Raw genomic sequence first — 13,944 nt, 5'->3', positions numbered from 1 at the left:
AATGTGTTTATTTTAAGAATAAAAATAAGAATTATTTATTCTTTATTTAAAGATAGTAAATTATCTATTACGTTCAATGATTTCTGCCAATAATTTTTTAGCGCGCAAAAGTTTTACTTTAACGCTGCTTAATGGTTCATCCATCTTAACAGCAATTTCCTGATAAGACATTTCTTGAAAATAACGAAGCTGAATTACTTCTTGGTAGTGCGGTTTGAGTTCTTTGATGCATAAGAGCAGACGAGAGAGGTTCTGTTCTTTAATTAAAGCATCTTCTGCAGATGGAGTGGGGTCAGCAATGTTGTATGCTTGTTGGTCTTCGTTGTCTGTGATTTCTATAAAAAGATTGGTTTTCTTTTTTCGAAGTAAATCAATATAGACGTTTTTTGCAATTGCAATAAGCCAGGTGTTAAATTGAAACTCTGGATTATAAGAAGCTATTTTGTCAAAAGCTTTAGAGAAGGTTTCTATGGTAATATCTTCTGCGGTGGTTTCATTTTCGGTTCGTTTAAGCATAAACGAATACACCTCATTCCAATAATGATCTAATAAAAAAGTAAAGGCGATCTGATCGCCTTTTTTTGCTTTTTCTATTTTAGAATTTATTTCCAATATACGGGTTTTGAAAAGATATTAGTTATAAAGATATTAATTTGCGTTAATATAAGCGCTATCTCAACAACTGGAAACCAAAATTTAATATCTTTTTCTTTTAATTTTCCTGCTGAAAATCCAATTACTGTCCAGACAACAGTATAGCGTGTTGCTAAAATTGCTAATACGGCAATCCATTGAAATTGAAATGCTAATAATATGATAACTGATATAAAGAAAAATAATTGTGAAAGGAAAAATAATCCTAACTGCATTTTGTCAAAAAACTTGTAATGTTCTGCAGTCGAAATATGTCTTCTTTTCTGAGTAAACCATTCCTTATAACTTGTCTTAGGTTTTGAATACGTAAAACTATCAGGAGAATAAGAAATAGTAGTGTTTTCTTTATTTGCAGCTTGATTGATGAACAAATCGTCATCGCCAGAGCGAATTTGAATGTGGTCAATAAAACCATTCACATTAAAAAACTCTTCTTTTTTATAAGCAAGATTTCTGCCGACTCCCATATAAGGAAGACCCATTTTTGCCCATGAAAAATATTGAATTGCTGTTAGCACAGTTTCAAAGCGGATAATTTTGTTTAGAAATGAACGCTCTACTTTCTCATAACCTCCATAACCCAAAACAATAGTTTTGTTTGTGCTAAAATGCGAAGTCATAGAAGTAATCCAGTCTTTAGAACTCGGAAAACAATCTGCATCTGTAAACAATAAATAATCTTTTTTTGCCGCTTTTATTCCAAGCGTTAAAGCGTATTTTTTATTCCCCCAAAAAGCCTCGTTGTTCTCTACTTTTACCAAACGGATATTAGAGAATTGTTTTTCAAATTCTTCAAAAACTTCAAGAGTTTCATCGCTAGATGCGTCGTCAATTAAGACAATTTCAAAATCTGGATAATCTTGCTGCGCCAAAAGCGGAACGTATTTTTTTACATTCTCTTCTTCATTTTTAGCACATACAATTACAGAAACTGGAAGGTTTTTAGGTTTCACATGTTGTGGTTTGGCAAAAGCAAATTTTCCAAAAAAACCTAAATAATAAAATAATTGAACTACGACAACAGCAATAAAAAAGTAAAATATGTATATAAGCATCTGATTTATTTGATTCTATTAATTTTCACGTTTTGCGACTGCAAATGTACTTATGAATTCGCTAAATTCAATAGCCAAAACTGATTTACTTTCGGCATTTTGACATTTCTTCTGCAATAGCAATAGACTGAGGGTTTTCGGTTTTTTCCAATTCCGAAATTATGTTTTTATAATTGTGATCGTCACGGTTTTGAGAGAGTTTTTTGGTGGCTTGAATTTCTTCAATTTCAATCTCAAAACCAAAGATTCCACGAGCTTCGCGCATTGTTTTCTGAGATAAATCTTCAACGCGAACGGGGTTCTTAGAATTCACTTCGTATTTATCAACCAATTTCTTTAATTGCTCTACAGAAGTTTCGTAATCTATAATCTTGATTTTTCCATAAACATGCACGGCTATGTAATTCCAAGTCGGAACATTTTCATGATCATACCAAGAAGAAGAAATATAACTATGCGGTCCCGTAAAAACAGCCAAAACCTGATCGTTTTCTTTAAAACCTTCTGCTTGCGGATTCAGTTTTGAAATATGTCCTTGTAGAATTTCTTTTCCTTCAGAATTCAATTCCAACTCTATCGGAATATGAGTTGCTGTCAGTTTTCCGTTAGTCTGATTTATCAAGATTCCAAAACTGTTTTCTTTCAAAAAAGCTCTGATCTCTTCCTGATTTTCGTTTTTGTATAAATCGGGTGTATACATTTTTTTCTTTTTTTAGGTTCAAAGGAACAAAGAAGCAAAGGCTCAAGGGTTTGAAATTATCTAATTATCTCATTTCCTAATTGTCTCAATTTAAATTACATTCACTTCTGCTTCGATTTGAATGCCGAAAGTTTCAAAAACGGTTTTTTGAACTTCTTTAGAAACGGCTAAAATTTCCTGTCCCGTTGCGTTTCCATAATTCACTAAAACCAAAGCTTGATTTTTATGGACTCCAGCATCTCCAAAACGTTTTCCTTTAAAACCAGCTTGTTCAATCAGCCAGCCAGCAGGAACTTTTACTTCGGTTTCTGAAACTTCGTAAAATTTCATTTCTGGGAATTTTTGGTGGATTTTTTCAAAATCAGATTTCAATAAAATAGGATTTTTGAAGAAACTTCCGCTATTTCCTAATTCTTTTGGGTCTGGCAATTTGCTTTGTCTGATCGCAATTACAGCATTGCTGACATCTTTTAATGTTGGTTCTGTAATATTGTTTTTAGCCAATTCTGCCAAAATATCTCCGTAAGAAGTATTGATTTTATGATTGCGTTTGGTCAATTTGAAAATAACCGAAGTGATAATATATTGGTCTTTTGCTTCATGTTTGAAAATACTTTCGCGGTAGCCAAAATTGCATTCGGCATTATTGAAAGTTTTCATTTCTTGAGTTGCAATATTCATCGCTTCGCAAGAAACAAAAGTGTCTTTTATTTCCGTTCCATAAGCGCCAATATTCTGAACTGGAGTTGTACCAACATTTCCAGGAATAAGAGACATGTTTTCTAAACCGCCTAAATTGTTATCAATCGTCCAAAGAACGAAATCATGCCAAGTTTCGCCAGCCTGACTTTCAACCCAAACAAAATCGTCGTCTTCTTTTGCGATTTTTTTTCCTTTTAAATCAATATGAATAACCAAAGCGTCAATATCTTTCGTTAAAAGCATATTGCTTCCACCTCCTAAAATGAATTTTTTCTCATTTTTGTTTTCCTCTAAAACCGTTTTTAATTCAGCAATAGAATGAACTGCAACGAATTGTTTAGCACTGGCTTCAATGCCAAAAGTATTGTATTTTTTTAATGAAAAATTGGATTGGATTTCCATAAATAAAAGGCTTTTTAACTTCCGAAAACTTCGGAAAAATTCTGAGATCAAAAGTAACGATTATAATTTATTTGAGTAGATTTTCTATAAAAAGACTTTTTTCGATATTTTATTTTATGGCTTCAATAAATTGTTGCATTTCTTTCATTGTTCCAATCGTAATTCTAGTCCATTTTCCGTTTTCTTCGTAGATTTTAGTTCCTTGTATATTATGATTTTCCAATTGTTTAAAATAATCTTTTTTGTAATTCTCCAATGAGAAATAAACAAAATTGGCGTGAGATGGAATACAGGTTAAATTGAGTTTTGTAAGCTGTTCTATTGTATATTTTTTAACTTCTTCGTTTAACGAATGGACTTGCTCAATAAATTTTTCGTCTTTTAAAGAAGCGATAGCAGCAACTGTTGATACTGCGCTAACAGATAAATTCGGAGAAGATTTTAACGCGCTTATTTCTTCTATTGTTGAAGAAGCCGCAACGGCATAACCAATGCGCGCGCCAGCCAAACCGTACATTTTTGAAAAAGTTTTAGTAATGATTAAATTTTTGTTTTCCGCTACAAGACTGCTTAATGATTCTTCTTTTGTGAAATCAAGATACGCTTCGTCAACAAAAACAATGGCTTTTTTTGAAGCTTCTTTTACAAAAGAAACCAATTGCTCTCTTTCGCAAATTGTTCCCGTCGGATTGTTAGGATTGCAGATGTAAACCATTTTTGTATCTGCATCAATTGCTTTTAGCATTGCTGCTAAATCATGTTTTTTGTCTGAAGTTAACGGAACGGTGATTTTTTTTATTCCTAATTTATCAGAAGGAAATGTCCAATAATTAAAAGTGGTTTCAGCTAATACAAAATTGCCTTTCTGAAGCGCGGTATATTGAAGAACTAAATCCAAAATTTCAGTTGAACCAGCGCCAAGTAGAATATTGTTGTTTGAAACATTATTCTTTTTAGCAATAAGAGAAATTAATTCATCTGAAAGATCCCAGCCATATCGATTGCTGCTATTGATGCTTTTCTGCATAGCGGCGCGCGCTAAAGGTGAAGGCCCGTATGGATTTTCATTTGAGCGCAATAAAATAGGCGATTTTTCTACATCGGAAAAAATATAATTTTCAGTTGAAGTATTTGCAAATGCTTCAAATTGGCAAAAGCCTAACCCTACTGCGCCTAAACTTACTTGTTTTAACCAATTTCTTCTATTATTCATATTTCTTTAAGATTAAATTAGATGATGTAATTAGCAATATGTCGATGTGTTATGGAAAAAGTTACGATGATTTAGTTTTAGTTGAAATCTATTTTTTTGTAAGTTTGAATTAAATGTAATAGTGTAATTATGTCAAAATCAATTAATAAAAACGGATTTGTATTTTTTCTTATTCTAAATGTATTTTGGTCAATATCTTCTTTTGCTCAAACTGATATAGTGGGAGAATGGAAAACAAAAGATATAATTGGATATACAGATGTTGCCGAATATTCTTTGACAAAAGTAGAAAAAATCAATTATGACCGCCGTTTAACGTTCAAGTCAGATGGCACTTTTTTTTGCGATACGTCAGTTAAATGCCTTAATGATTGCTTCGTTTTTACTTCTGGAACTTATAAACAAGTTGATAATGATCATATACAATTAATTGTAAAAGATGCTCATTTTGTTGGATTGACTTGCAAGATGAAAAACCTGAGTAAAGAAGATATTATTAAAGATTTGGGTGTTTTTAATATTTATAAAGAAGGAGAAACAATTCGATTAGTTCCGAGTAACGGAATTTTGGAGGATGATAAAAAAATCTCTTTGGCTGACCCGAATAAAAGATAAAGCTTAATTGTTTCTTGAATCAAGCAACTCATGATATTTCTCTGAAATAACTTTCATATTAATATCATAATTGGCATTTTCCTCCACAAACTTCCTGTTTCGAGTAATCGCTTCATTTCGCAAATCAGGATTCTCAAAAGACCAGATTAATTCTTCTGCAAGCATTTCAATATCATCAATTGTAATTAATTGACCGTTTTCGCGATGCGTAATCCAACTTTGATTTCCGGGAATATCAGAAACTATGGGGAAACAATTAGAGGCCATTGCTTCAAACAAAGAGGCAGAAACACCTTCAGTAATTGGCATGCTGATGTAAATATTTGATTGCTGTAATAATTTTGGAAGTTCCGTATTCGGAATTCTTCCTGTAAAAATCACTTTATTTTCTATTTGAAGTGCTGTAGCTAAATCCTTTAAAAACTGCAATCTTGTTCCATCGCCGACAATTTTCAGAGAAAAATCAATTCCTTTTTGGTTTAAAATTCCGAAAGCTTTTAAAATAGAATCGTGTCGATATTCTGGCTGAAGCGAACGCGTTACAATCGCTTCAATTTTGTTCGAATTATTGGTTGAAGGAGTAAAAAGCGATAAGTCAATTCCTTTTGGAAGAACCAAAACTTTATTCATATCAACACCAGTTGCTTTCATGTGAATTGCCATGACAGGTCCCCAAGCATGGATTAAATGCGCTTTTTTGAAAGCATATTTCTGAATGAATTTTTTATAAGGATATAAAGCAGATTCTTCAGGCCATAAATCGGTTCGGCCTTGTTGCGCGACTGCAATGGTTTTAGATCCTGATAATGCGGCAAGAAAACCATAACTGGTTGTTCTTTCTGCAATAACCATGTTTGGTTTTTCTTTTTTAATGATTTTTCGAATAGAAAGAGGAGAGAAGAAATACTCTAAAATACGTTTGAATCTATGATTGTTAGAAGTCTGAAGTTCCCAAGTGATAATTTCAAAATCGCCAAATTCCTTTAGACCTTTCATCCAAGTTATGGCATCAGCGCGATAAGATTCTCCAAGAAAAAGTATTTTCCTTTTCATCAATTATTGTTTTTTGCCACAGATTAAAAAGATTAAAAGGATTTTTGCTGTCGCGAAAAATTAATCTGTGAGAATCTGTGAAATCTGTGGCAAATAAAACTAAAATTCTCCGGTTTCCAAAGCGCGGTTGATGAATTCGTTTAAAGGTTTTAAAGCAATCAATTTTTGACTCATTTTTTTTACGAAATCTTTCTCTAAAACTTCAGAAACATTGTAAACCTGCGTTGCAGTAAAGCTTTTCAATTTTAAAAACTCAATCGCTGGATGGTCTTTTTCGTAACCGCGAGGCATGCTTTTAAGCGAATTGTTTTCGTTTATGTCTAAATTTCCAAACTCTTTTTTGAAGTTTTTATCATTTAAAATCTCCTGTAAATCTTCATAGAAAAAAGCAATTTCTTTACGGACTTTCTTTAAATCTTCCGCTTCAGGCGAATAAAATCCGCCGGCGATAAAACTTGCGCCTTTTTCGATATGAACATAATAACCTGAACGATTTGCGCCCTTTGCTCCAGCCGACATCCAAACTCCTAAATGTGCTTTGTATGGAGATTTGTCTTTAGAAAAACGAATATCACGATTGATTCTGAAAGTACAGTTTTTAACTTCGAGTAATTCTAATGAACGATCCAGCGGTTTCATTGCGTCCAAAAAATCACTCACCAGTTGATGATAATCTTTCTTAAAGATTTCGTATCGCTTTTTATTTTCCTGAAACCATTCGCGGTTATTGTTTTTTCTTAAATCGTCTAAAAATTGCAATGATTCTTTCGCTAACATATTCTTTTTTATTGCAGTTGTTTTTAATGTTTATTGTGGGAGACTGATTTTTGGCCTGCCACGAATTACACGAATTTACACTAATTTTTTAATTACGGATCGTTCAACTTTGACAAAGTTTTAAACTTTGTCAAAGTTAAAAGTTAAATATAAATTAGTGTAAATTCGTGTAATTCGTGGCAAAAAAAAATCAATCACAAATTGAATATTTTGTAAGTCTGATGAGTCGATTTTACAATCGCTTCGGTTCTTTCTGGGTGCGTGTCAGAAATAAAAAGTTGTCCAAATGTTTCGCTGTTTACCATTTCTATAATTTTGGCAACGCGCGTCTCATCTAGTTTATCGAAAATATCATCAAACAAAAGAATTGGTTTTACACCGCTTTGTTTTTTTAAAAATTCAAATTGGGCCAATTTTAAAGCAATCAGAAAAGATTTCTGCTGTCCTTGCGATCCGAATTTTTTTATCGGATGTGAATCAATTTCAAAAGACAAATCATCTTTGTGAGTTCCGACTGAGGTATAATGCAAAGCTCGATCTTTATTGATGTTTTCTTTTAAAAGCGTCAAAAGATCTTTTTCGAATAAATGACTTTCGTAAACCAACTGCACACTTTCCTCAGATCCTGTGATTGCCTGATGGTGTCTATTAAATATAGGTATAAACTGTTCTAAGAAATCTTTTCGTTTTTCAAAAATCGATTTTCCGTAACCTTGCAGCTGTTCATTATATATAGATAAGGTGTCGTTGTCAAAAACATGATTCAGCGCAAAATATTTTAAAAGTGCATTTCGCTGTGTAATTACCTTTTGATATTGAATTAATTCGTGAAGATAAGTTGAGTCTAACTGCGAAATCACACTGTCCATAAATTTACGGCGTGTTTCGCTTCCTTCAATAATCAAATCACGATCGGCTGGCGAAATAATTACAAGCGGAATAAATCCAATATGATCTGAAAATTTATCATAAGGTTTCCCGTTTCGCTTTAAAATCTTTTTCTGCCCTTTTTTTAAACTGCAAACAATCTGTTCGGTTCTCTCGTTTTTTTCGAGTTCGGCATCAATCACAAAGAATTCTTCGCCGTGTTTGATATTCTGTACAGCAAGCGGATTAAAATAACTTTTTCCGTAAGCCAAATGGTAAATAGCATCGAGCACATTGGTTTTTCCAATGCCGTTTTTACCCACAAAACAGTTGATTTTGATGTCGAAATCAAAACTTGCTTCAGAAAAGTTCTTGTAATTGAATAATGAAATTTTGTTTAAATGCATTTTTTAGGGACTCCATGTGAAAATTTACCGTTTTTGAGCAGTAAAAATTTGAGGCTGCAAATTACCGAAAATTATCGATATAATTGGCTTTAGGGCGATTCTCAGCCAATTTATTTTAACGCTTCCGCGAAAGCGCAAATCACAAAAGAAAATATTTCTTTTAAAATAGTGATAAAATTGAATTTTTTTACGTCATTTTCAATAAAAATTTTATTTTTGCCGTTCACTAAATAAATTTTAAATGGCAACTTACAATAAAAGAGGATATAAGACACCAAAAGAAAAGGAAGTAAAAGAGGTGGTTACTGAGGAGCAACAAGTAGTTATTGACGAAAAAGACAGTACAACTGCTGCCGTTTTCTCAAAATTAGATGAAACAGCTTCTAGAACTGAGGATTGGGTGGCTAAAAATCAAAAAATAATTATTGGTTTAGTTGCTGGTATTGCAGTTGCTGCGATTGGATATTTAAGTTATCAAAAATTTATTGCAGCACCTAAACAAGAAGAAGCTGCAAGTGAAATGTTTGTTGCTCAACAAAACTTTGAAAAAGCTGTAAACGGTGTTTCTAGCGATTCATTATTCAAATTATCATTAAACGGTTCAGAAGGTAAATTCGGATTTATCAAAATCGCTGACGAATATTCTGGAACAGATGCTGGAAATTTAGCTAACTACTATGCTGGTATCGCTTACTTAAATACTGGTAAATTTGATGAGGCAATTAAATATTTAGGTGAATTCAAATCAGAAGATGTAATCTTAAGTGCTTTGGCTAAAGGTGCTACAGGAGATGCTTACGCTCAAAATAATCAGCAAAAAGAAGCTTTAGATTTTTATGTAAAAGCTGCTGAGTCTAACAAAAACGATTTTACAACGCCTCGTTTCTTATTAAAAGCTGGAAAAACTGCTTTAGCTTTAGGACAAAAAGAAGATGCTTTGAAATATTTCAATGACATTAAAGATAATTACGACAGTACTCCAGAAGCAGCATCTGTTGATGCTTTGATCGGATTAGCGCAATAAAAATTTTAGACTTTAGATTTTAGATTGTAGATTTGTATTAAAGAATCTAATTTCTAAAATAAAAAATCTAAAATATTACAGATGGCTACTGAAAATAAAAATCTATCAGAATACGATAAAAACACAATCCCAAACGCGAAAGACTTTCGGTTTGGGATTGTTGTTTCTGAATGGAATGATACTATAACAGAAGGACTTTATAATGGTGCTTTTGATGCTTTGGTTGATTGCGATGTTCCTGCTCAGCAAATCATTCGTTGGAATGTTCCAGGAAGTTTTGAGCTGATCTACGGAGCAAAAAAAATGCTTCAAACACAAAATGTTGATGCGGTTATTGTAATTGGATGCGTAATTCAAGGAGAAACTAAACATTTTGATTTTGTTTGCGAAGGCGTTACACAAGGAATTAAAGATTTGAATGTTCAAACTGATGTTCCGGTTATTTTCTGCGTTTTAACAGACAATAATATGCAGCAATCAATTGACAGAAGTGGAGGAGTTCACGGAAACAAAGGAACTGAAGCGGCAATTGCAGCAATCAAAATGGCATACATTCGTCAGCAGGCTTCAATAGCTCACGTTTTTAATCAACCATTATTAGCTTCGGGAGCGCTTCAAATTGAAGATTCGCCAAAGAAAATAGAAAACGAATAAAACACATTTGTTTTAATAAAATTAAAACCTATACTGTGTAATAACGGTATAGGTTTTTTTATTTTTTTTATGATTCTTCTTATTCTAAAAGCCAATCAAAATTCACTAAATTTGTACTTCTTGGTTTATAAAACCTAATCTAAACTTTAAAAATATTTTTGCTTAATGTCGAGTATTATTCAATTGCTTCCTGATCACGTTGCTAACCAAATTGCTGCTGGAGAAGTGGTTCAAAGACCAGCTTCAGTTGTGAAAGAATTGTTAGAAAATGCTGTTGATGCCAAAGCAACTGATATCAAATTAATTATAAAAGATGCTGGTAAATCATTAGTTCAGGTTATCGATAATGGTGTTGGAATGACCGTTACAGATGCCCGTTTGTGTTTTGCCCGTCACGCTACTTCTAAAATCCGTCAAGCTGAGGATTTGTTTTCACTTGGAACAAAAGGTTTCCGCGGAGAGGCTTTGGCTTCTATTGCGGCGATTGCCCACATGGAAATGAAAACCAAGCAAGATCAGGATGAATTGGGCACTCATATTATAATTGAGGGAAGTAAATTTGTTTCGCAAGAAGTGGCTGTTTTGCCAAAAGGAACTTCATTTGCGGTTAAAAACTTGTTTTTTAATATTCCTGCTCGCCGTAATTTCTTAAAGTCTGACACTGTTGAATTTCGTCATGTTATGGATGAGTTTCAGCGTGTGGCATTGGCGCATCCTAATATTCATTTTAGTTTTTATCATAACGGAAGTGAGATGTATAATCTTCCAGGTGCTGGTTACCGCCAACGAATTGTTGGTATTATGTCTGGAAAAACAAATGAAAAGTTAGTTCCTGTAAACGAAGATACCGAAATTATCAATGTTCAAGGTTTTGTATGTAAACCTGAATTTGCTAAGAAAAATAGAGGAGAGCAGTTCTTTTTTGTAAATGATCGATTTATAAAAAGCAGTTTCTTGCATCACGCGGTAATGTCTGCGTATGACGGATTACTGAAAGATGGCTCTCAGCCAAGTTATTTCTTGTATTTGCAAGTTCCGCCAAATACAATTGATATTAATATACATCCAACTAAAACCGAAATTAAATTTGATGACGAACAAGCATTATATGCTATTTTAAGAGCGTCTATTAAGCATAGTTTAGGGCAATTTAATGTTGCTCCAGTTTTAGATTTTGATAGAGACTCAAATCTAGATACACCATATCATTATAAAGACTTAGGGGCAGAAGTGCCAACAATTCAGGTAGATGGAACTTTTAATCCATTTACAGATGACAAAACCAATCAGCATTACAGTAAAGCTGGTTCGGGATCATCAGGATATAGCTCGGGTTCTTCTTTTTCATCTTCATCAGGCTCATCATTTTCTGGTTCATCGTATGCAGGCTATTCCAAAAGGGTAGAACCAACTGCAAACTGGGAAAGCTTATATACTGGTTTAGATGTCGAAAATACGGAAAGTATAGAAAGTTCTCCATTTACATTCGAAAATGAAGAAGTGACTTCTTCTTTGTTTAATGATGAAGATGTAGAACAGGCTACTCAAAAGACGTATCAAATTCATAAAAAATATATTGTTTCGCCAATAAAATCAGGAATGATTATTGTTGATCAACAGCGCGCGCATCAGCGAATTTTGTACGAGCAATTTTTGCTGAATATGACAGTTAATCAGGCTTCAAGCCAGCAATTGCTTTTTCCTTTGGATTTATTTTATTCGGCATCTGAAATGGAATTAATCGAAGAATTAAAACCTTCGCTAGCAACGACAGGTTTTGTTTTTGACGAAAGTAAAACCGATCATATTGTAATTTCTGGAATTCCAGTAAATATTACAGAAAGTGAAGTTCCGCTGGTAATAGAACAATTGCTGAGCGATTTGCAAGACGGAATTCCTGCAAACAGTTACAGTCAGAACGATACGATTGCCAAGTCAATGGCTAAAAGTTTAGCGGTTAGAACAGGATCTTATTTAACCGAAAAAGAACAAGATAATTTAGTAAACGGTTTGTTTGCTTGTAAAGATCCAAATATTTCACCTTTTCAAAAACCTACCTTCATCACCATGCGTGTTGAAGATATTGATAAAAAGTTTGCTGTATGATGAATATGACTCCCGTAGTTAAACAACTACTAATTATTAATATTATCTTTTTTATTGGCTCTCAATTAGTGCCAGTTTCGTATAATTATTTAATGTTGTATTATCCAGAAAGTGATAATTTTAGAATATGGCAGATTATTACGCATATGTTTATGCATGCTAAATTGCCAAATTTTGCTCATATTTTATTCAATATGTTTGCACTGTATAGCTTTGGTTCTGCGTTAGAGCATTTTTGGGGTGGAAAAAAGTTTTTGTTTTTCTACATCTCTTGTGGTTTAGGTGCAGCATTGCTTCATACAGGAGTAAATTATTTGCAATTGCAATCTTTTTTAAGTTCGGTTTCTGAATTAAATTTATCTAAATCGGAATTGCATTTGATTTTGAATGCAGATTACTCTTCTTTATTTGACGCTAGCGGAAAAATGGTACAAGGAAATATTGCCACTATTTTAAATAAAGCACATTGTACGCAAGAACAGTTTAATGCTCTTGCGCAGGCTAGCGGAATAGTTCAATCTCCTGTTTTAGGAGCTTCTGGAGCAATTTATGGTTTGTTAACAGCTTTTGCATTTATGTTTCCAAACGCACAGCTTGGTTTGTTGTTTATTCCTGTTCCTATCAAGGCAAAATATTTTGTTCCAGGAATTTTAGCAATTGACTTGTTTTTAGGTTTTAAAGGAAGTTCGTTGTTTGGAAGCGGAGGAACTGGAATTGCACATTTTGCACACGTTGGTGGTGCAATTGCAGGTTTTTTAATGATGTTATACTGGAAAAAAAATCAGTTTAATAACAACCGTTGGAATTAATTTTTAACTTTAAAGTACAATTCTAAAACAAAAGATTTTCTATGAATATTTTAGACGATTTAAAATTACAATATAGATTAGGAGGTATTGCCATGCGTGTTATGTATTGGAATATAGGATGTTTTATTGTATCGCTTATTTTTTTCTATAACTATTCAAATGGTCTTTTTGATTTTCCAAATTGGCTTGCATTATCATCAGATCCGCAGGTTTTTATGTTTAAGCCTTGGACGCTTTTAACGTATGCTTTCTTTCACGACGGATTTTTTCATCTGTTGTTCAATATGATGGTGCTTAATTTTGCTAGCTCTTTGTTTTTAACCTATTTTACTCAAAAGCAATATTTAGGAGTGTATCTTTTAAGTGCTATTTTTGCCGGAATTATATTTGCTTTAAGTTTTTATGTTTTAGGAAATGGCGCTTCCATAGTAGGAGCATCGGCTGCTATAATGGCAATTTTGGTTGCTGCAACTACTTATTCTCCGCTAATGAATGTTCGCTTGTTTCTGTTTGGAAACGTAAAGCTTTGGCATATTACAGCTGTTATTATAATTTTAGATTTGATGCAGTTTCGTCTCGGAAATATGGGCGGACATATTTCGCATTTAGCTGGTGCTTTCTTCGGATTCGCTTATATAAAACTGCTTCAAAACGGTACCGATTTAAGTATTGTTGTTTCTAAGACTTTGGATTTCTTTGTAAATCTTTTTAGAAAATCTCCTACAACCCCATTTACAAAAGTTCATAAAAATTACAAAAAACCTACAGAAAAAAGTGCATCAAGAATTGTTACGAAAGATAAAACGCAACAACAGATTGATGAAATTTTAGACAAAATCAGTCAGTCAGGATATGATTGTCTGACAAAAGAAGAAAAAGAGTTTTTATTTAAAGCTGGAAAATAAA

14 protein-coding genes are annotated in these 13,944 nt (G+C 33.0%); 6 read left to right on the top strand and 8 right to left on the bottom strand.

Annotation, left to right across the window (positions count from 1 at the left end):
• Positions 1–60: 60 nt before the first annotated feature.
• From QLQ96_RS01020 to hisC, 5 genes are all read right to left on the bottom strand, one after another.
• Positions 61–612, bottom strand: coding sequence for an RNA polymerase sigma factor (locus QLQ96_RS01020; RefSeq protein WP_482493949.1), 552 nt, complete (start codon positions 610–612; stop codon positions 61–63).
• Complete coding sequence (locus QLQ96_RS01015; RefSeq protein WP_482493947.1) at positions 603–1,709, bottom strand: glycosyltransferase; 1,107 nt, start codon at positions 1,707–1,709, stop codon at positions 603–605. Before QLQ96_RS01015 ends, QLQ96_RS01020 begins: the two co-directional genes overlap by 10 nt.
• Before the next feature lie 85 nt (positions 1,710–1,794).
• Entirely contained in the window at positions 1,795–2,409 is a 615-nt protein-coding gene (locus QLQ96_RS01010; RefSeq protein ID WP_482493946.1) for an FMN-binding negative transcriptional regulator, read from the bottom strand.
• 90 nt (positions 2,410–2,499) lie between these two features.
• On the bottom strand, positions 2,500–3,513 hold the full coding sequence (murB, locus tag QLQ96_RS01005; RefSeq protein ID WP_482493945.1) for a UDP-N-acetylmuramate dehydrogenase: 1,014 nt from the start codon (positions 3,511–3,513) through the stop codon (positions 2,500–2,502).
• A 109-nt stretch (positions 3,514–3,622) separates the two neighbouring features.
• On the bottom strand, positions 3,623–4,726 hold the full coding sequence (hisC, locus tag QLQ96_RS01000) for a histidinol-phosphate transaminase (RefSeq protein ID WP_482493943.1): 1,104 nt from the start codon (positions 4,724–4,726) through the stop codon (positions 3,623–3,625).
• A 129-nt stretch (positions 4,727–4,855) separates the two neighbouring features.
• On the opposite strand from hisC, the gene QLQ96_RS00995 reads away from it, so the two are divergent.
• Complete coding sequence (locus QLQ96_RS00995; RefSeq protein ID WP_482493941.1) at positions 4,856–5,341, top strand: hypothetical protein; 486 nt, start codon at positions 4,856–4,858, stop codon at positions 5,339–5,341.
• A 3-nt stretch (positions 5,342–5,344) separates the two neighbouring features.
• Here the strand turns inward: QLQ96_RS00995 and QLQ96_RS00990 are convergent, their stop codons facing one another.
• The 3 genes from QLQ96_RS00990 to recF all read right to left on the bottom strand — a co-directional run bounded on the left by QLQ96_RS00990 (position 5,345) and on the right by recF (position 8,445).
• Positions 5,345–6,394, bottom strand: coding sequence for a glycosyltransferase (locus QLQ96_RS00990; protein ID WP_482493939.1), 1,050 nt, complete (start codon positions 6,392–6,394; stop codon positions 5,345–5,347).
• A 99-nt stretch (positions 6,395–6,493) separates the two neighbouring features.
• The gene (locus QLQ96_RS00985) at positions 6,494–7,171 is read right to left on the bottom strand and encodes a DUF2461 domain-containing protein (protein WP_482493936.1); all 678 of its coding nucleotides are present in this window, start codon (positions 7,169–7,171) and stop codon (positions 6,494–6,496) included.
• A gap of 194 nt (positions 7,172–7,365) precedes the next feature.
• Entirely contained in the window at positions 7,366–8,445 is a 1,080-nt protein-coding gene (gene recF, locus QLQ96_RS00980; RefSeq protein ID WP_482493934.1) for a DNA replication/repair protein RecF, read from the bottom strand.
• A gap of 241 nt (positions 8,446–8,686) precedes the next feature.
• On the opposite strand from recF, the gene QLQ96_RS00975 reads away from it, so the two are divergent.
• The 5 genes from QLQ96_RS00975 to QLQ96_RS00955 all read left to right on the top strand — a co-directional run bounded on the left by QLQ96_RS00975 (position 8,687) and on the right by QLQ96_RS00955 (position 13,943).
• Positions 8,687–9,469, top strand: coding sequence for a tetratricopeptide repeat protein (locus QLQ96_RS00975; RefSeq protein ID WP_482493932.1), 783 nt, complete (start codon positions 8,687–8,689; stop codon positions 9,467–9,469).
• An 81-nt stretch (positions 9,470–9,550) separates the two neighbouring features.
• The gene (ribH, locus tag QLQ96_RS00970) at positions 9,551–10,123 is read left to right on the top strand and encodes a 6,7-dimethyl-8-ribityllumazine synthase (protein ID WP_482493930.1); all 573 of its coding nucleotides are present in this window, start codon (positions 9,551–9,553) and stop codon (positions 10,121–10,123) included.
• 165 nt (positions 10,124–10,288) lie between these two features.
• Positions 10,289–12,229 (top strand): DNA mismatch repair endonuclease MutL, encoded by a 1,941-nt coding sequence (gene mutL / locus QLQ96_RS00965; RefSeq protein WP_482493928.1) that lies wholly within the window; start codon positions 10,289–10,291, stop codon positions 12,227–12,229.
• Positions 12,226–13,038: a rhomboid family intramembrane serine protease gene (locus tag QLQ96_RS00960; RefSeq protein ID WP_482493926.1), complete on the top strand. Its 813-nt coding sequence runs from the start codon at positions 12,226–12,228 to the stop codon at positions 13,036–13,038. The genes mutL and QLQ96_RS00960 overlap by 4 nt, the downstream gene beginning before the upstream one ends.
• Before the next feature lie 41 nt (positions 13,039–13,079).
• Positions 13,080–13,943 (top strand): rhomboid family intramembrane serine protease, encoded by an 864-nt coding sequence (locus QLQ96_RS00955; RefSeq protein ID WP_482493924.1) that lies wholly within the window; start codon positions 13,080–13,082, stop codon positions 13,941–13,943.
• The last annotated feature ends 1 nt before the right edge of the window (position 13,944 follow it).

Source organism: Flavobacterium sp. B167r (assembly GCF_056824315.1).
Note: the sequence above shows the minus strand (reverse complement) of the source record. Positions and strands in the feature narration are given on the sequence as shown.